10 protein-coding genes are annotated in these 19534 nt (G+C 61.2%); 4 read left to right on the top strand and 6 right to left on the bottom strand.

The genetic code is table 11. From position 1 onward, the window contains the following. Positions 1 to 8: 8 nt before the first annotated feature. Together ACGLWX_RS04630 and ACGLWX_RS04635 are read left to right on the top strand one after the other, a co-directional pair. Positions 9 to 854 (top strand): ABC transporter ATP-binding protein, encoded by an 846-nt coding sequence (locus tag ACGLWX_RS04630; protein ID WP_396237724.1) that lies wholly within the window; start codon positions 9 to 11, stop codon positions 852 to 854. Continuing rightward, positions 851 to 1759, top strand: a complete 909-nt coding sequence (locus tag ACGLWX_RS04635) for a sucrase ferredoxin (RefSeq protein ID WP_396237726.1) — start codon at positions 851 to 853, stop codon at positions 1757 to 1759. Before ACGLWX_RS04630 ends, ACGLWX_RS04635 begins: the two co-directional genes overlap by 4 nt. A gap of 79 nt (positions 1760 to 1838) precedes the next feature. On the opposite strand, the gene ACGLWX_RS04640 is transcribed toward ACGLWX_RS04635, so the two are convergent. From ACGLWX_RS04640 to ACGLWX_RS04660, 5 genes are all read right to left on the bottom strand, one after another. Continuing rightward, positions 1839 to 2519 carry a GntR family transcriptional regulator gene (locus ACGLWX_RS04640; RefSeq protein ID WP_396237728.1) on the bottom strand — a complete coding sequence of 227 codons (681 nt, stop codon included), beginning with the start codon at positions 2517 to 2519 and terminating at the stop codon, positions 1839 to 1841. 86 nt (positions 2520 to 2605) lie between these two features. After that, a complete protein-coding gene (locus ACGLWX_RS04645) occupies positions 2606 to 3922 on the bottom strand; it encodes a short-chain fatty acid transporter (RefSeq protein ID WP_252107015.1) in 1317 nt (438 codons plus the stop codon). A 108-nt stretch (positions 3923 to 4030) separates the two neighbouring features. Next, positions 4031 to 5854, bottom strand: coding sequence for a CocE/NonD family hydrolase (locus tag ACGLWX_RS04650; RefSeq protein ID WP_252107013.1), 1824 nt, complete (start codon positions 5852 to 5854; stop codon positions 4031 to 4033). Between the two features lie 294 nt (positions 5855 to 6148). Next, positions 6149 to 7360: a TonB-dependent siderophore receptor gene (locus ACGLWX_RS04655; protein ID WP_396237730.1), complete on the bottom strand. Its 1212-nt coding sequence runs from the start codon at positions 7358 to 7360 to the stop codon at positions 6149 to 6151. A gap of 320 nt (positions 7361 to 7680) precedes the next feature. Continuing rightward, entirely contained in the window at positions 7681 to 8691 is a 1011-nt protein-coding gene (locus ACGLWX_RS04660) for a diguanylate cyclase domain-containing protein (protein WP_396237732.1), read from the bottom strand. Positions 8692 to 9220: 529 nt separating this feature from the next. Between ACGLWX_RS04660 and ACGLWX_RS04665 the strand changes: the two genes are divergently transcribed. After that, positions 9221 to 9940 carry a Crp/Fnr family transcriptional regulator gene (locus ACGLWX_RS04665; RefSeq protein WP_396237734.1) on the top strand — a complete coding sequence of 240 codons (720 nt, stop codon included), beginning with the start codon at positions 9221 to 9223 and terminating at the stop codon, positions 9938 to 9940. 259 nt (positions 9941 to 10199) lie between these two features. Then, entirely contained in the window at positions 10200 to 10916 is a 717-nt protein-coding gene (locus ACGLWX_RS04670; RefSeq protein WP_396237736.1) for a Crp/Fnr family transcriptional regulator, read from the top strand. Here ACGLWX_RS04670 and ACGLWX_RS04675 read toward each other — a convergent pair. Beyond that, positions 10897 to 19470 carry a GH36-type glycosyl hydrolase domain-containing protein gene (locus tag ACGLWX_RS04675; protein ID WP_396237738.1) on the bottom strand — a complete coding sequence of 2858 codons (8574 nt, stop codon included), beginning with the start codon at positions 19468 to 19470 and terminating at the stop codon, positions 10897 to 10899. The two genes, ACGLWX_RS04670 and ACGLWX_RS04675, sit on opposite strands and share 20 nt — an antisense overlap. Positions 19471 to 19534 lie beyond the last annotated feature (64 nt).

Below are 19534 nucleotides of genomic sequence, written 5' to 3' on the forward strand. Positions count from 1 at the left end.
GCCCGCCCATGACGCTCTCTTCGCCCCCACTTTCTCGCCTGACCGGCGCTGGCCTTCGCGTCGGCTACGATGTCGAGCCCGTGCTAAAAGGGGTGGATATCGCCATCGAGGAAAGCCGGCTCACCGTGCTTTTGGGCCCCAACGGCTGCGGCAAGTCGACACTGCTCAAGACCCTGGCGCGTACGCTCGCCCCCAGCGCCGGGCAGGTCTACCTGGACGGCAAGGACATTCACCAGCGCCCCACCCGCGAGGTGGCCAAGCGCTTGGGAATTCTGCCTCAGGGCCCGGTGGCACCAGAAGGCTTGAGCGTTCGCCAGCTGGTCAGCATGGGCCGCTTTCCTCACCAAGGGTTATGGCAGAAAAACAGCCGTCAGGACGAGGAGGCCGTGCGCGAGGCGATGGCCTACACCGACGTTGGCGCCTTTGCCGAGCGCGGTGTCGATGCGCTCTCCGGCGGCCAGCGCCAGCGCTGCTGGATTGCCATGGTGCTGGCCCAGCAAACCGACCTGATCCTGCTCGACGAGCCCACCACCTTTTTGGATTTGAAGGTGCAGGTGGATCTTCTGGAGCTTTTGTCGCGGCTCGCCCACGAGAAGAGCCGCACGCTGCTGCTGGTACTGCACGACCTGAACCTGGCCGCCGCCTACGCCGACTGCCTGGTGCTAATGCGCGACGGGCACATCGTGACCCAGGGCGCGCCTGGCGAGGTCTTCACCGCCGAGAACCTTAAGCGCGTGTTCGAACTCGACGCCCAGGTATTGCAGGACCCGGAAAGCGGCCGCCCGATCTGCGTGCCGCGAAAGCGCGCCCCTGAGCGCCCGCCCAGCCGCCTTTCACCCCGAAAAGCCTCATGACCCACACCTTTTGCGCCGAGCTGAGCCAGCAGCAGCACGACCCGCTGGCGGGCAGCGCCGCCCACGCCGAGCAGAACCTGCTGATCAGCTGGCCCCGCGCCAAGTGGCAGCGCAACCTGCGCCACGCAAGCGACATGGCGGATCCGCTGAAAACGCAGTTGGACGAGATCGCCGCCGCTGGCCGGCGGGTCAACCTGATTCACCGCCGGGCACAGGACGCCACCTGCCATCAGATTTTTCTGATGCCGGAACGGCGCCGCTTCAACGTGGCGCGCGATGAGCTGCCCCGCTTTCTCGACCGGTGGCGTCAGGGCCATTCGCTTGCCAAGTGGGAGCAGGCGCCGCCGGAAGCCGACCTGATTCTGTGCTGCACTCACGGCAAGAAGGACAAGTGCTGCGCGAAATACGGCTACCGCACCTACAAGGCGCTGGCCGCCGCCGTTTTGGAGCACGCCTTGCCTTTCGATGTATGGGAAAGCAGTCACCTAGGCGGGTGCCGTTTGGCCGCCAGCCTCATCGTGCTGCCCCAGGTGCGCAAGTATGGGCGCCTTCACCCCGAGCAGGTGCTGCCCTTTCTGCGCACTGAGGCCAGCGGCCGGCGGTTTCTGCCCGGCTACCGCGGTGACTCGCGGCTTACCCCGGCCCAGCAGTGCGCCGAGGTGGCGCTGCTCGAACGACTTGAGTTTGAGGCGCCCTTTTCCCAACTGACGCTGACCGACGATCAGGGCGACGAACAGCAGCGCACGCTTCGCTGGCAGTGCCAGCAGGCCGAACATACCACCACGTTCGAGGTGCAGTGCCAGAGCGTCGCGCTTTTACGCGTCGACACCTGCGCCGATCTCGACCAGGGGCCCACGGAAAGCTTCGTGTGGCAGGCTACCCGCATTGAGGCCATTAACGGTTGATGGATATCCACATCTAAACCCACAAAAAAACGCGACGAGTAAACATCGCGATGTAGCGATTGCAGCGTGATAAGCCTCATTAGCCGATGGCGGTTTCCAGCAAATCGGGCAATTCCAGTACGGCCTGCATAATCGCTTGTTCGCCGCGCTTCAAATGCTCATCCATCAGCCGGGCGGCGATATCGCCTTGGCCTTTTTCGAGTGCGCTGACAAGCTCGGCGTGCTCTTCGCTCCAATAGCCATCGCTTTGCCCATACACCATGCTAACGTAGGCAATGCGCATATGATCTTCCGATAGCTCCTCAATGAGCCGCGCTAGGCGCTGATTGCCAGCGGCGCGCGCGATCAGGCTGTGAAACCGATGGTTAGCATAGGAGTAGTCGATCATTTCGGCAGTGCTGTGGCGGTCATAGGTCGCTTGGCTGCACTCCTGAAGAGCGCTGAGCGTTTCCTTATCCAGTCTGCCCGCCGCTAACCGGCATAGTTCAGGCTCGAGCAGGCGCCTAGCCTGATAGCTTTCGCGAATGCCCTTAAGGGTGATCGGGGCAACGGTATAGCCAAGACGGCCGTGATTGACGGCTAACCCTTGCTGGGCCAGTCGCGTCAAAGCATGGCGAATCGCCGCCTTTCCAAACGCGTAGTGCTCGGTCAACCACACCTCGGTGATGGTCGTCCCCGGCCTCAAACGGCAGGCAATGATATCGCGCTTGATAATCTCGAAGGCTTGAGCATTCAGGCTGACTTTCTTCTTGGGAGCCATGAAACGTTCCATGTTAAAAGCAAGGCGGTGTCCGGAAACCCGAGACACCACCTTAGTTTATCATCTAGCCTGGTTTTCGAAACGATTCAAAGCAGCGACAGCACCACGAAGACGGACATAATGGTGGCACCGCATATCAAGGTCCACATAACGCAGTAACCCATGATGTCGCGAGCGGAAAGCCCGGCCACGCCCAAAAGCGGCAGCGCCCAGAAAGGCTGCATCTGGTTGGTCCAGGCATCGCCCCAAGTGAATGCCATAATTGTTTGCGGGATATCGGCGCCCAAGCGCTGCGCAGCTTCAAGCATAATGGGACCCTGGATCGCCCACTGGCCGCCGCCGGAAGGAATGAAGATATTTACAATACCCGCGGAGATGAAGGTCACGACCGGGAAGGTGTGAACATTGGCGATTTCGACAAACCAGCCAGCCATGCTGTCCGCCAGCCCCGACACCTGCACCATGCCGGCAATACCAGCATAGAGCGGGAACTGGATAATGATACCGCGGCAGGCAAGAATGCCCTCCTTGACCGCCGCGCCCAGACTTGCCGGACTCGGCTGCAAGATGAGCCCCACGGCCAAGAAAATTAAAATCACCAGATTCAGACTTAGGGTGAATCCTAATTCCTGGAAGTTGATGATCAGGTAGCCGATGGGTAGCAGCGCCATCACCAGGTTGGGCAAGCGGTAATGCTCGAGTTTTTCGGCCCAAGGCATTTGACTGGTATCGACCTGCTCAACCGTATTGTCCAGCGGTTCGCCTTGGTACTGCACGATTTCATCGGCTTCGGGTTTAATGCGCGAAAACACGAAATACAGCAGGAATAGAAGGATCACCGAAAGCCCTACGTTCCACCAAGCGTAGAGCGTTTCGGTGATCGGAATTACGCCCACTACGTCCTGCATGAAGTTGCCTTCCGAGGCCATCAGCAGCGGAATGGAGGCGGTGGTGCCACGGATAATTTCACCGGAATAGGCGGCAGCCACGGCTAGGGGGAAATGAAGCCCGGGCACGCGCCGAGCCATTTCACGCGCCAAAAATGCGCCCACGATCATCCCGAAACCCCAGTTGACGTAGAACGTGACCATGGAAACTACGGCCACGACCCCGGCGGCTTGGCCTGGCGACGTCGGCATGGAGGCGAGACGGTCGATCATTCTGGCGACGATTGGCGTCTTGGCGATGACGAAACCGGTCAGCAGAATCAGCGACATTTGCATCGCGAATCGATAAAGGTTGGAGAAGCCGTCGCCCCATCCATTGAGCATGGTGGTAGCGCTTTGGCCTTCTAGCAAAACGCCCATCATGAACACGACCACACTAAGCGCCATGGCCAGCAGTAGCGCATTGGGTAGGCAGGTCTGCACGAATCTCAGACAGTATCGCGTTAATGTTTGCATCGTTGAGTACCCTGTTGGTTTGTTTTAGAGCTTTTTGCAGTTGGGCGTTTTTTGCAGCCGTCGATTAGCGTGCCCCGTCAAAGCGCGGCACTTTGTTATGAGCGAGTATCACTCGCGTGGCATGAGCGGAAGCTCGATAGCCGAGGCGCGATGCTGACTGCGGCCGACGTGGATCGTGGGTACCACGCCATCGGGAATGCGCGAAAAGTGATCGCTATCGGCCAAGGAAATGGCGACGCGCAGGCGGTGGCCCGCCTTGAAAAGCCAGGAAGTGGGCAGCAGATCAAAAGCCACTTCGCTGTACTCCCCTGGGATGAGATAGCGTGCATCCCGCTCGTTGAAGCTGTGTTCTGGCCCTAGCGGAGGCAAGTTAGGATGCGCCGGGGCAACGCGGCGGTGAAGTGCCCGAAACACGCCTTCGGTCACGTATCTTGCCTTGCCCTTATCATCGATATCTTCGATATACACGAACAGCGCGCAGTCTTGGGTATCGCTTTCAATGTGCAGCCGCACGACGGGGTGGCCGGTCAACTCCATGTCGGCGTCCAGTACGCTGGTGGTGTAGCTCAGCATGGTCTGATCGCGCCCGTCCCAGTCGGCGTAATACCCCTCCACGTTCTGCGCGTACAAGCGGTTGTAGCGGGACTGATTGCCTGTTCCGCAGCGATAGTCGCCGGTGTAGTGGTCCGCAACATCCAGCGCCTGCGGTTTTTCGGCCGCCAGACCGCTATTCGGCTGGAAATAGAGCGTGTGCCACCGGATGTCACAGGGCGGCCACTCCGAAGCGGCTTTCCAGCGCTCCTCGCCAACCGTGTAGTAGTGAACCGGAAGCTCGTCTTTGAGGCCGGTCGCGATCCCCATCAGGTGCTCGTCGAAGAAGCGCAGCGTCTCGGCCAAAGGTTTTGCTTGAGGCTGCGGGTCATGGCGATAGGGGCTTGCGCCGGTGCGTGCTCCGTGATCCCAAGCGCCCAGAAGCAGACGTTTGTTCGGATTTTGCTGCCACTGGTAGCGCAGAGCCGCCCCCTTGGCGTAGTGGCCATCCATCCAGCCCGAAATTGTGTAAACCGCAGTTTGGCTATCTGCATCACGATTGGCGTAGTAGTAAGGGCTAATGATCGCCGAGCTGAAATCCGGGTCGGTATGCAGCGCTCGGTCGCGAAAGGTCAGTTGGTGGACGAAGTCGGCCATATCGAAATTGGCTTTGTGCGCCTCGAGCGCTTCGGCTAGCAAGATGCCGTCGGTATCTTCATCAACTGGCGCTGGGCCATCGTAGTGAGTGCCACTGAAGTAGGGAAACTTGTTCCGATCTTCGGCTGCGTCATCGTCCAGTGCGTCCATTAGATTGCCGTACTCTTTGACCAGCCGCCGGCACATGACCCCGCCGGGATAGAGCTGGTTGGACCAGGTATCCCATACCGCCGAGTGAGGCACGATCGCCTTGACTGCCGGGTGCGCCCAGGACGCGGTGAAATCCGCCGCCGCCCCTAGATACGAGATACCCGTAACGCCGATCGACCCACTACACCACGCCTGAGCATTGATCCACTCGACGATTTCCAGGTAGTCCGTGCGCTCCTTGGGCGAACGAAGCCCGGTCCTGACGCCAAAGGATGCACCGCTGCCACGTACGTCGACGGCAACCAGCGCGTACCCGCGCGCCAGCAGCAGCGAACGAAACACGCCGATATTGGGGCAATCCTCCAAATCCTGAGGCGCATCGGGCGTCAGCTTCATGCGCCGGTAGTAAGGCGTAAAGAAGGCGACTACGGGAAAGCGTTCGCCGGCTTCTTCATTACCAGGCAGGTGCACATCGACGGCGATCCGCGTGCCGTCTTGCATCATCAAATAGCGAGAAGAAAGGCGCTGGCCCTTAAAACGTGGCGCACGATGCTCGATCCACGCTTCCGGGTGAAACTGAAAACTGTCACTCATTAAAATACCTTCAGGATGTTAGATTTTTTAAGAAGGTTGAATTTATATTTTTAACATGTCAAATATTTTTAAAGACATTTCAAATTAAAAGCACCCTCAGTTTTATCGCGGTACTAAGCCTTGTTGAACGCGGTGGAGCGTAAAAATGGAATGAAAATAACGCCCTGCATGAAAGCCGGGGCTTGGAAGAATAAGTTTTGGAGGAGTAGCCAAAAGGGAGCATCAAAACTTATAGAAATGACCGCCCACTAAAAAACCCGGCCTAAGCCGGTTTTTTATGCACAAGTGAAAATCCTACCAGCGGTAGCTAATACTTCCGATCACGCTGCGCGAGGCACCGTAGTAGCAGTAAAAGTCACAGCCGCTGACGTACTCCTTGTCGGTGAGATTGTTGACGTTCACTTGGGCGGTCCAGTTCGGGTTGAAGTCGTAGCTGGCCACGGCATCGAACACGGTGGCCGAAGACACGCTGCCGTCGACGCTGCTGCCGGGGCTCGGCTCGCTTTCGCCCACGTAGCGCACGCCGGCACCGACGGAGACGCCAGGCACGAACTGGCTGGCGTCATAGTCCAGGCGCGCGGAGGCGGCGTGGCGCGGCACCAGCGGTACGCGTTCGTCCTGCTGGGCATCGCTGACGTCATAACGCGCGTCGGTGTAGGTGTAGGCCGCGGTGAGCTGCAGCGCATCCGTCAGATAGCCCACGCCCTCCACTTCCAGGCCCCGAGAGCGGCGCTCGCCGGCCTGCTCCTGTACCGGCGCGCCGGTAGAGATCAGCGTGTTGTCCTCTTCTACATCGAAAGCGGCGACGGTGACGTAGCCGTCGATATCGAACGGTGCGATCTTGACCCCGGCTTCGAGCTGGCGGCCTTCCAGCGGCCGGTAGCTGTCGCCGCTCGGGCCGCTGCCCGCCACCGGCGTAAAGGATTCGCTGTAGCTCACGTACGGCGAGATACCGTTGTCACCCAAGTACATGGCGCCGGCGGTCAGCGACACCTGTTCGTCGTCGTAGCCTTGATCAGAGCGGCCGGTGTTGTCGCTCAAATCCTCGGAGCTTTTCACGTTGTCGTAGCGGGCGCCGGCCAGAAAGATCCAGTTGTCCGCGACGCGCAGCTGATCCTGCACGTAGAAGCCGAACTGACGCTGGCTCAGATCGTGCCGGGTGGGGTCGCCGGTGTCCGGTTCGCTGAACGCCGCGTAGTCCGGCTGGTAGAGATCGACGGTATCGATGTTGGCAAAGAAGCTCGAGCCGTCGCCCAGGGTGCGGAAGCTGTCCCGGTTGACGTAGTTCAAATCGAGCTTCTGGTAGCCCGCACCGAGCAGCAGCGTGTTTTCGGTGTTCTCGGTATAGGTACGCGCGATCAGGCGGTTATCCAGGGTGTAGGCGTCGTAATCCCCGTCGCGGTCGATCACCCCGCGGGAAATGCTGCGCGGCGGCGTCACGAAAGAGTTCGGGTAGACGTTCTTGAGCTCGAGATGGGCGTAACGGGCTTTTGCTGGAACTCCCAAGTGTCTTTGACCTGGTGCCATTCAGTCGAGCTTGGCAAGTGCTTGCGGGAGCGAGCGTTAGCTCGCGGCGAGTAGCCTGGCGACGGCGCATGAGGAAAAAAGCGGTTTGCCGGAGTATATCGTAGAGACGGAAGGCGCCTTCGTTACGTGTCAGTAAAGGCTCGATTAGGTACAAACTCGTTTAGATAGAAGTTCGTTTAAATAGAAACTCGAGGGACGGCATCGGGTATTAACCGCTACCGGGTTGGCACACCCGGCGATCAGAGTGATCCACGTTCAGGACGACACTACGCGCCGAGCGTTCACTTAGCGCTTAGCACCTAGCACTGCGCCCCCATTTCCGAAGAAAACAGCTGGCACTGATGCCGGCCTTTTTGTTTGGCGCAGTACATTGCCAGGTCGGCGCAGTGGAGTAGTCCGTGCTGATCGGTCGAGTGGTCGGGGTAAATACTCACGCCGATACTGGCGCTGATGGTGTGTCGATGCCCCACCAGCAAACAAGGCTGATCCAAAGCCGCCAGCGCCTTCTGCGCCACCATCAAGGCGCTTTCGACGCTTTCGATTTCGTTCAAAAGCATTATGAATTCATCGCCTCCATGACGGCATATCGTATCGCTCATGCGTATACAGCCGCTTAATCGCTCGGCCACTATTTGAAGATAGCGGTCGCCTGCCGCATGACCCAGCGTATCGTTGATGACCTTGAATCGATCCATATCGACGTATAGAAGCGCCATTTTATGATGGCCGCGTTTGGCCTGGATCAGCGCGCGCGAAACTCGGTCAGCGAAGAGGAAACGATTGGGCAAAGCGGTTAGAGGGTCGTACTGAGCCTGATACGCCAGCTGGGCAGAACGAGCGAACGATTGGCAGGCATCGTGAAATATCATGACCGATCCGCCCACGTCCCCTTGGCGATCGTGAATGGGAGCGGCAAAGTACTCGATCTCGCGCTGACTGCCGTTTTGATGAATCAAGATAGCGTCGAGCGCAAGTTGCAACGGCCGATTTTCGATCATGGCGCGAATGGCCGGGCTTACCATTGACTCGCAGGTTTGGCGATCAATCAACGCAAGCACTTGCTCGACGGGGCTGCCCGAGACCTCACTTTTCGACCAGCCGGTCAGCACTTCGGCTTCACGATTAAGATAGGTAACCCGACCATTTTCGTCGGTGGTCAACACCGCGTCAGTGACATAATTGAGCGCAACGTGAGCCCAATCCCTCTCTCGATGCCATATCACCAGTGGCGCTAAAACATGAGCGCCGGGTACTGATTCCTTGTGCCTGGACACAGAGCTACTGCGGTTATTGCCATCACCGTACAGCATGCCATCTTCCCCATGTGTAATCGTGTCCGGGATGAAACTTTATTATTAAGCACGACCATCCTGGCGCGCCGCAGCTTGCCATTGCGCTTCGTTTTATTTGAATCTGTTGCCCCAGACCCTCTTGATACCCAATACCTGAGTAGCGACTTTTCCATCATGTTGGCAACACGAGCCGCGACTCAACGTTCAACCAGACCGCCCGCTCATGAAGATGCCAAAAGGGGGGTTCACGCGCATTTTTTATGCAGGCGCTTGTCACCATAATCCCGCCCTTTGCTCTCGACTGTGCGCTAGCGCACACGTAGTGGACGTTTTCAGTACACAATTCAAATTTTTTTGTATATTTCAATTCTCGCCGACGTCATCACCTATTCTCGCTATGTTCGACAGCGTACAGAATCAAACGGTCGAATCCTTATACTGACTTAGGGTTTTCAATGAATCACGCTTCGATAAAAAAATAGCCGCTTAATGAACGCTTTCATTCAAGCTTCACGCTTTTTTTAAGTGAATCAGGAGGGATTGCTGGATGCACGAGCGACACCCATTTCGTCAAAATGGCTTGCTTGGTTTGCTCAAGGATGAAGAGCTCGCTCACCTGTCGCCTCATCTCGAAGAAGTCACGTTAACGCTGGGCCAATCGCTTTATGAGTCGGGCCGCGCGTTGAGCCACGTCTATTTTCCCATCGATGCTATCGTGTCGCTGCTGTGCGTTATGGAGAATGGATCTTCGACCGAGATCGCGGTGGTCGGGCACGAGGGGGTCATTGGTGTTTCGCTGTTCATGGGCGGTGAAACCACACCCAGTCGCGCAATCGTACAAAGTTCGGGACGCGCCTATCGCCTCAAAGGAGGGCTGATCAAACGCGAGTTCGAACGCGCCGGCTCTCTTCAGCGCATGCTGCTGCGCTATACCCAAGCACTGCTCACACAGATGGCCCAAACGGCCGTCTGCAACCGACATCACAGCGTCGACCAGCAGCTCTGTCGCTGGCTACTGTTGAGCCTTGACCGCCTACCGGGCAACGATCTAGTGATGACCCAGGAGCTGATTGCCAACATGTTAGGCGTTCGCCGCGAAGGCGTGACTGAATCGGCAGGAAAACTACAAAAAGCAGGCCTTATCTCCTATAACCGCGGTCACATTACCGTACGCGACCGGGCCGGCCTGGAGGCACGCGTGTGCGAATGCTATGCGGTGGTGAAAAACGAATATGATCGTCTGCTCAATCACCTCGAGGTGACGTGACCTCAGCCTCTACACAGCGACTTCGAGTACTTTTTTCCTGCCCGCTTCGAACTCTGCCAATCTCGTACGCGACTAACCTCGAACCCTGCCGGCTTCGAACTATGTGCGCTGGCGTGCCGACGCTGCGCTTTTTTAGTGTTACCTTGGGTATTCACGCCAACTTTTGCCCTCACTCCAGCCCACACCGAAGCAATAGCGCTGTTGGCAATGCCGACCGTTCGCGGTGCTGCCTGCCAGGCTCATTCACTCAGAGGGACTCATGACGTCCACTCATCGTTTGCCCAGTACCAATCAGTTACTGAAGGGATTGCCCCGCGAAGAAAAGGCGCGTTTTTCGGACACGAGCGAGTCGGTTCCCCTTATCTTTGGCGAAGTACTGCAGTATCCCAACCGGACGCTTGAGTACGTCTACTTTCCAACCGATGGCTTTATTTCGCAAATGACGGTGCTCGACGGCGAGAGCCGTCTCGAAATCGCCATGGCCGGCCGTGAGGGAGTGCTGGGCGTCAGCGCCCTGCTCGGTGTCGATCATTCGGCCCTCATGGGGATCGTGCAAGGCGCGGGAGAGGCACTGCGCGTCGAGGCGGATAGCTTTCGCTGCCTGGTGGCGAATAGCCCCGAGTTGCATCGCCGCCTGTTACGTTATCTCTACGTCGTGATGCATCAGTTGTCCGGCGCGGCAGCCTGCATCCACTTCCATCATATCGAGGAGCGGCTCGCACGCTGGCTGTTGATGACCCATGACAGGGCAGGCTCAGATCATTTACGGCTCACCCACGAGTTTCTGGCCATCATGCTCGGCGTGCGCCGAGCCGGTATCACTTTGTCGGCCATTGCGCTGCAAACGCGCAAACTGATCGATTATCATCGCGGCGAAATCACCATTCTCGATCGCCCAGGGCTCATCAAGGCCGCCTGCTCTTGCTATGAAACGGACCGCGCGCTGTATGCCAGCGTCATGGCACGCGCAGATTAGCTCGCGACAGCGTGAGCGTGAGCCGGTGAGGACGTCCATCCAGTGGTACGGTCACCGGTCCCAGTGAAAGGGAAAGCGGCGAATCATCGAGCACGGCCCGAGTGGACGCCTCCTCCTCCACCTGGTCGACCCGAATGGCATAGGACGTGTCTGCGATGCGCACTTGAGCCTCGAAGCCCCACCAGGCGTTCGGCAGACAGGGCGCGATGACCAGCGTCTGCCCCCGGCGGCGAAGCCCTAACATACCTTCCACACCGGCCCGGTACATCCAGCCGGCGGAGCCGGTGTACCAGGTCCAGCCGCCGCGCCCCTCCAGAGGCGCCACGGAGTAAACATCCGCGGCGACAACGTAGGGTTCCACTCGATAACGCGTGACGTCGTCCGGCGTCAATGCATGGTTGATCGGATTGAGCAGCGCGAACAGCGCCGCCGCTTCGTCACCCTCGCCCAACTCACTGAACGCCATGATCCCCCACATCGCCGCGTGGCTGTACTGGCCGCCGTTTTCGCGAAGCCCCGGCGGATAGGCGCGAATGTAGCCCGGGTCCTTGGGGGTTTTGTCGAAGGGCGGCCAGAACAAGAGCGCCAGGCCCGGCTCCTTGCGAATCAACTCGCGCTTGAACGCGCGCATGGCCATGGCGGCCTTGGCGGGATCAGCGCCGCCGGAAAGAACGGCCCAGGTTTGCGCGATGGCATCGATGCGGCACTCCTCGGCGTTCTGCCCACCCAGCCAACTGCCGTCGTCAAAACGAGCGCGCCGGTACCACTGGCCATCCCAGGCAACGCTATCGAGCGCCTCGCCAAGCGCTTTCGCATGGGCGCGCCAGCGCTCGGCCCGGGGTGGGTCGTAACGCTCGGCAAAGGGCGCGAACAGGCCAAGCGTGCGCAGCAAGAGCCAGCCGAGCCAAACGCTTTCGCCCTTGCCCTCCAACCCGACCCGATTCATGCCATCGTTCCAATCGCCGCCGCCGATCAGGGGCAACCCGCTTACCCCGGTCAAGGCCAGGCTCGAGTCGAGCCCGCGCGCGCAGTGCTCGAACAGCGTACCGGTCTCGTCCGACGTACGGGGCGTGAAGAAAGCGTCGTGCTCATCGTCGTTCAACGCCGGCCCTTCCAAAAAGCCAATGCGCTGATCGAGGATCGAAACCTCGCCGGAGGTCTCGATGTACTGCGCGCAGGCGTAGGCCAGCCAGACCCGATCGTCGGAAATCCGCGTGCGCACCCCCTGGCCCTGCTGAGGCAGCCACCAATGCTGAACGTCGCCTTCGACGAACTGGCGTGAGGCGGCCGTCAGCAGATGCGCACGCGTAACGTCCGGACAGGCGAACCCAAGCGCCATGCCATCCTGAAGCTGATCGCGAAAGCCGAACGCGCCGCTCGCCTGATAGAAAGCGGCGCGCGCCGCAATGCGGCACGCCAACGTCTGATAGAGCAGCCAGCCGTTGAGCATGATATCCATCGCGCGATCGGGCGTGCTCACCTGGACTGCGTCCAACCGCGTTTGCCAATGCGCCTCTACCGCGGCAAGCTCCGCGTCCAGATCCGCCTCGCGGTAGCGGGCAATGAGGGATCTCGCCTCTTCGAGTGACTGCCCTTGGCCGATCAGCATGATGACGTCGACCCGCGCCCCGGGGGCGATGTCCACCACGCACTGCAGCGCCGCACAAGGGTCCAGACCCGCTCCGCAGGCCCCGGAAAGCGGCACCGCGCCTTGCAACGCAGCAGGTGCGTCGGCCTGGCCACGAGCGCCCAAAAATTCGCGCCGGTCCGCCGTCCAGGCGCTCTGCTGCCCCGCCAGGTCAACGAACGCGACCCGCCCGGGAAAATCGATACTCCAGGGACGCTTGGCCAGCATCGCATGGCTCTGCTCATCCACTTGCGTCGTAATGTGAGGGGCCGATTCGCTGCGCGAGGTGCCCAATACCCATTCGACATACGCGGTGACCGACACCCGCCGAGGCCGGCCCGAGCGATTGTCGAGCGTCAGCCTCGACATCCTTACCGGCGCCTCGAGCGCCACGAAGTGAAGCAAATTCGTGGCGATGCCATGGGCCTGGTGCTCGAAGCGGCTATAGCCGAATCCATGGCGAGCCAGATAGCGCCCGCTGCTTTTTATTGGCAGCGCGGTAGGCGTCCAAAGCGCTCCGCTTTGCTCGTCGCGAAGATAGAGAGCGTCTCCTGGTGGGTCCGTGACCGGGTCGTTGGACCAGGGCGTCAACTGGTTGTCACGACTGTTCTCGGCCCACAGGTAGCCGCTGCCTTCGGCCGAGACCTGATAGCCAAACCCGGCATTGGCCATCACGTTGATCCACGGGGCTGGCGTGGTGCGCCCCTCCGTGAGCACCGTGACGTACTCACGCCCCAGTCGGTCAAAACCGCCCAGCCCGTTGAAAAATTCCAGGGGGGGTACCGCGTCCTCGCGTTTGACGCTATCCGACAGCACCTTGCGTGGCAAAGGCGCTGGTGCCCCGGTCTCCGAGCCGCCGGCCTTCGCCAAGCTCGATTCAAGAAAGGCGAGCTGGCTGGATAGCGAGCCGCGATGAGCGTGCAGCACGACATGCGCTGCCGCGCGCAGTAGGGTCTGCGCGGCCTGGCTCATCAGGTCGGTGCGTAGCGCGGTGACGGTGCCTTGTGCGAAGCCCTCTCGCAGCCGAGGACGCGCCTGACTACTGAGCACGGAGGTTTCGATCGCGTTCTGCAAATCCTGCACGTAGGAGGCAGCGCGCTCGTTGAGAATCACCACGTCGACCCCCAAACGCTTCATGCGCCAGTACTCATGGGCGCGCAGCAGCTGACGCACCAGCGCCAGGTCGTCGAGCGTGTCGATACACAGCAGTACGATGGGCAAATCGCCGGAGATGGCGTAAGGCCAGAGGCCGGACTGTGGGCCAGCGCCTTGCAGCATGACCTTTGCCGGCGCTCGAAAACGCGCGTCCGGATACAGCAGCGGCGCTGCCAGGCGTTGAAAATCCGCCGCTTCGTCGGTCTTGATGCCAAGGTGGAGCAGTTGCACCTGGGCCTGGGTCCAGGCCAACGTACCGGCACGGTCGAAAGCGCTGCGGTCGTGATGCTTGTCGATTAGATCGAGCAGCGCCTGGCGAGACCCGGCGACCACGGTCCAGAACGCCACCCGAACGCCGTTGCCTGGCGGCACCCGTACGCGAAAACGGAGCGAAAATATCGGATCGAGCACCGTGCCCACGGTATTGGATAGCGCCTGCCCCCTGGCCAGGCTCACCGCCGTGGGCAGTGACCGCCCGCGGCCGATAAAGCGCGCGCGATCGGTTTCGTACTCCGGCGCCCCTTGGCTTTGGCCCTCCAGTACTGCGAAGTGGGCCGCCCAGACCGGTGCTTCATCCGGCGTGCGCGCACGCCGAGTAGCGACCAGCGCCCCCAATTCGGGTAAATACTCGGTCACGACGAACAGTTTGGCAAAGGCCGGATGCGCGTTATCCGTCGCCGGGGCAGTCAACACCAGCTCCGCGTAGCTGGTCAATTCGACCTCCCGCGTATCCCGCCCGGCGTTGGTCAACGAGACCCGGCGTACCTCGCCATCGTCTTCGCTGGACACCAGCACTTCGAGCAGGCTGGTCAGCGGCCCTCGGCGGCGGCTAAAGCAGGCGTGCTCCTCGGCAAACGTGACCTCGAGAGGGTCTTCAGAGCAGGCGCTGCCCCCCCGAACGAGCGGACCGCAGGCGGACCAGGCCGTTTCATCGAACGTGTCGCGCAAAAAAATGAAGCTGCCCCACGGATCGCAGGTTGCATCCGCGCGCCAGCGGGTCACCGCTACGTTCTGCCAGCGGCTGTAGCCCCCGCCACCCGCCGTGAGCATCACCGCGTAAAGGCCGTTCGAAAGCAGATGCGTCACCGGTGGTGCTCCCTCGACCGCCGTGAAGTGCCGCACCGTCGGGGCGTCTCCAGGTAACCCTTTCGGCGCCGCTTTGACCTCCTCGGCGCTGGGGTAGGCAATGGCGATATCCTGCGTCACTCGCTCTTGTAGCAGAAGCTCGCACGCCTTGATCATCGGTTCTCGATGAAAGCGCGTGCGCATGAGTCCCTGATGCTCGACATTGGCCAGCGACACGATGGTCATGCCCTGATGGTGCGCCATGAAACCGCGCACGATCGCCACCGGCTCCCCGGCAGGCAGCCGCGAGCGCGTGAAATCCAACGCCTCGTAGAAGCCGTAGCGTCCCAGCGCGCCCATCACTGCCAGCCGCATAAAGTTATGGTACGCCGCAACGGGATCCACCATCGCCGCCAGTCCCGTGGCGTAAGGGGCGATCACTACATCCGCCGACAGCCAACGCTTGAGCCCCAACCCCGGCACACCAAAGTTCGAGTACTGATAGGTGAACTCCAAATCCCGCGCGTTATAGGCCGATTCTGAAAGCCCCCAGGGCACGCCCAGCGAGTCACCGTAGTCCTGCTGACGCTTGACCACGCGGCCGTTGGTCTGCGCCAGCAGGCTACCGTCCGGGGCGCGCATCAAAAGCGACGGCATGAGATATTCGAACATCGAGCCCGACCAGGAAATCAGCGCCGATCCGCCGCCCAGCGGCGTGGCCGTACGCCCAAGGCGAAACCAATGGCGGGTGGGCACATCCCCCTTGGCGATCGCGAAAAGGCTGGCCAGCCGCGCTTCGGAGGCGAGCAGGTCGTAGCAGCTGATATCGAGGCGGTTCTGGGCCACCGCGTAGCCGATCGACAGCAGCCGACGCTTTTCGTCGAGCAAAAAGCCGAAGTCCATGGCCATCGCCATCTGCCGCGCCTCCCCCGCCAGCGCCTTCAACCGCGTCGCGACCGACGCCGCTGCGAGCCCTTCGAGGTCCTGGCAGTGCTCGCCGAGCATTCTGTCGAGGGCGGCACACCAAAAGCGCGCATTGTCGCCCGCCTCGCTGACGCCGGGCTCGACCTGCTGGTACAGCGAATGAAGGAGCGCTGTACTTAGCGCCTTGAATTCGGCTAACGCTGGCACTGACGCGTCGTCGAACAGCCGCGCCATCGACTCCCACTGCGCCATCGGCGTTTCAGGCTCATTACAGGCTACGTCGAGCGCCTCGAGCGCCTCACCCGCCAAACGCAGGGTATCGCCGATGCCGGGGCGCAGATCCGCCAAGGGCTTGGCGGGTAGCCACATGTCACAGGCATTGGCGAGCACGATCAAATGCCCTGCCAGATTGCCGCTGTCCACCGACGAGACGTAGATCGGCTCGAGAGGCCGCAGATCACGGGTGGCATACCAGTTGTAAAAGTGCCCGTTGAAACGCGGTAAGCCGCGCATGGTGGCAAGCGTCCGTTCGAGCCGCGCCAACGTGGCCAGCGTGCCCGCCCAGCCGAAATCGCGCGCGGCAACGGTGGAGAGCAGATAAAGCCCTAAATTGGTGGGCGAGGTGCGGTGTGCAATGACCGGCTGCGGGTCTTCCTGGAAGTTATCCGGCGGTAGATGATTCTCTTCGGCGGTGACGAAGGTTTCAAAAAAGCGCCAGGTGCGCCGCGCCACCGAGCGCAGCGCCAGCCGCTGCGCCTGTTTCAGCGAGCGGCCAGGCGCTCCGATCGGAGGGCGGCTCAGATAGGCCGCCAGTGCCGGTGCCCCCAGCCACAAAAGTCCCACCGGTACGATCAGCACACCAAGGCCTGGCTGATGCAACAGCGCTGGCAACGCCGCGAGCATCCCCAATCCCACCCCGGGCGCCATGGCGCGGTAGAAACCAGCCAGCGTCAGCGCCGGGCGCGAGGAACTTTGCGCCGCCGTCGTCCATTCGAGCAAATGACGGCGAGAGATACCAAGCCGAAACAGTGTGCGGCCAATGGCATCCAACATGCGCCACGTCTGGTCAGGGAGAAAAGCGAGAAACGTCAGCGTCTGCATCGCTGCCAGACGCGACAGCAGCAGCAACCGGGACACGTGCGGGCGCATCTCAAGCCCCGGACGGGCGGGTACAACGACGGCCATCAGCGGCAAAAGCGTTGGTATGGCGATCACGCTGATCAGCAGCAGCGTTGCCAGCGCCGCCGCAGGTAAAGGTAGCCACCAACTCACCGCCAGGCTCGCCAGGGTGGCCGGGGCCACCAGCGAACGGCGTAGATTATCCAGCATTTTCCAGCGCGCCAGCGGTGAAAGCCTTTGCGCTCGAACCTCGAGCGCTGCCTGCGCCCGCCCCAGCACCCAAGGCAGTAGCTGCCAGTCGCCACGGGTCCAGCGGTGCTGGCGCTTGGCAGCGACCTCGAAACGCGCCGGGAAATCCTCGACGACTTCCACGTCCGACACCAGCCCCGCCCGCGCGAAAAGCCCCTCGAACAAATCGTGGCTGAGCAGTGAGTTGTCCGGAACTCGCCCCTCCATGGCCGCCATGAAGGCGTCTACATCGTAGATACCCTTGCCGGCAAACGAGCCTTCGCCAAATAGATCCTGATAAACGTCCGACACGGCGCCAGCATAGGGGTCAATGCCGCCGGGGGCGGAAAATAGCCGCTGAAACCGGGAGCCTTCCGTACCGGTCGGCAGCGCCGGAGTGCTCCGCGGCTGGAGAACGCCATAGCCCTCCACGACCCGCCGCTCGGCTTCACTGAAGCGCGGCCGGTTGAGCGGGTGCGCCATCTTGCCGATCAGCCGTGTCGCTGCCTCTCGGGGCAGGCGGGTATCGGCATCCAGCGTAATCACGTAGCGCACGTTGGCCGGTGCGGCCGGCGCCTCGACGAAAGCGGTGTGCTGGGCGCCGCGCAGCCAGCGGTTCAGCTCGCAGAGTTTGCCGCGCTTGCGCTCCCAGCCCATCCAGCGCCCTTCGCTGGCATTGAAGGTGCGCATGCGGTAAAGCAGCATGAACCGTTCGCCCGGCTGATCCGACAAGGGGCCATAGCGCTGATTGAGCCGCTGGATTTCCCGTCGTGCACGTTCCAGTAGCGGCGCATCGCTTGAAAGCTCCTGCTGGTCGGCGTCGACGCCGTCCAGCAGCAAGGCGTAGTGAAGCGCTCCTTCGCCGCTCGCCAGGTGATGTACTTCCAGATGGCCGATCTGTTCGTTCAGGTCGGCTTCGCTGGTAAGCAGCGTGGGCACCACCACCAGAGTACGCAGCGCCGGCGGCACCCCTTGCGCCAGATCGAGGCTTGGCAGCGACAGTGGCCCCACGGCGCGCGTGATCGACAGGTTGACCAGCGCGGCGGCCACGTCGCTGGCAGGTAACCACCCCATCAATGCCAGTAGCGCCAGCCAGCCGAACCCCAGACTAGCCCCACTGCCCGCCACCACGGCGGTCAACGACCACAGCGCCAGCCCCAGCAGCAAAAGCGACAGCAAGCCGATCGCGCCCAGATAACCGGTAAGCCCCAGCTGCCGTGTTGTCCGACCCAGCTGTTGGCCCAGCGAAGGACGATAGCCGATAACCCGCTCCAGCGCTTGGCGCCCCGCGCCAATCAGGTGATAGCCCGGATCGCCCAGCCGTGCCGCTTCGATCATGTCGGCCTGGCTCGCGCCGGCCTGTCGAGCGGCCTCGAGCGCGTATTTAGCCACGTCGAGCTCGCTGCACTCGGCTCTACGGGCCAGACGCTCGATGGCGCTGCGGTAACGGTTACGGGTCGGAAAATCCATGGCCGCAAACGGACTGCCAGCGCTGAGCCTGGCATCCACGAGGCTGGCGCGCTCGACGATCTCTGGCCAGTCGATGCTCGATATCAAGCGCATGCTATCGATGATATTGCGCATGGTGACATTGGCCGCCCCTTGGCGCTGCTGCACCCGGTGCACGACCTCGTCGATACTGTCGCCTTGACGGGCCAAGCGCTGCTCGAGCCACCCCAGCATCGGGACGGTGCGCGGGTCCTGATCACGCAGGCGCTTGGCCAGCTGAGCGGCAAACGCCTCTCCGCCCCCTTGTATATCGCCAGGCCCTTTTTCAAGCGGATTGACTAAAGGCTCGTCGCCAGGGGTATGCAGGCTTCGCGCCAGCTCGTCCGCCTCGGTACGCGCTTTTTGCTCATCGGTGATTTGATCGGCCAGGCGGCGCAAATTCTCGATGAACACGATCCGCAGGGTGATCGCCACTGCCCATAGCTCGCCGATAGTGAGCGGCTGCACGCGCTGATAGGCGGCTAAAAAGCACTGAAGCACCTCGGGGTCGAAGTAACTATCGGTATGCGCCACGAACGCCCAGACCAGCCCCAGCACCCGAGGGTAGCCAGCAAAGGGGCCGTCGGCCAGCTTCGGCAATTGACGGTAATAGCCTGGCGGTAGATCCGCGCGCACTTCCCTGATTTGCGCCTCGACAAGATGGTAGTTGTCCAAAAGCCATGCGGCTACCGGCATGATGTCCTGATCATTCGCCAGTGCCGCAGCGCTTGACTGGTAGGCGCTCAACAGCGCGGTCGTGTTATCCCGAAGACGTCTTTGTAAAGCGGGAACGCGGGGCGGCGACGCGCTGATGCGCTGAGCCGCGGCCAAACTGGTGGCATGCTGCTCGAGGCGCTCCACGCTGAAAAGCTCCTCTCGGATCGGCGCGAGGGAGTGCCAAGGCAGTGCCTGAGCGGATAAACGGTGGCGCCAAACGAACAAGGTCATAAGCGTTCCCTGAGCGCCACGGCTCCACGGCGTAGGCCAACAGGGCGCGATGGGAGCATAGGGA

The sequence above is a fragment of the Halomonas sp. HMF6819 genome, assembly GCF_044335525.1.
In the GTDB taxonomy this organism is placed as follows: domain Bacteria; phylum Pseudomonadota; class Gammaproteobacteria; order Pseudomonadales; family Halomonadaceae; genus Vreelandella.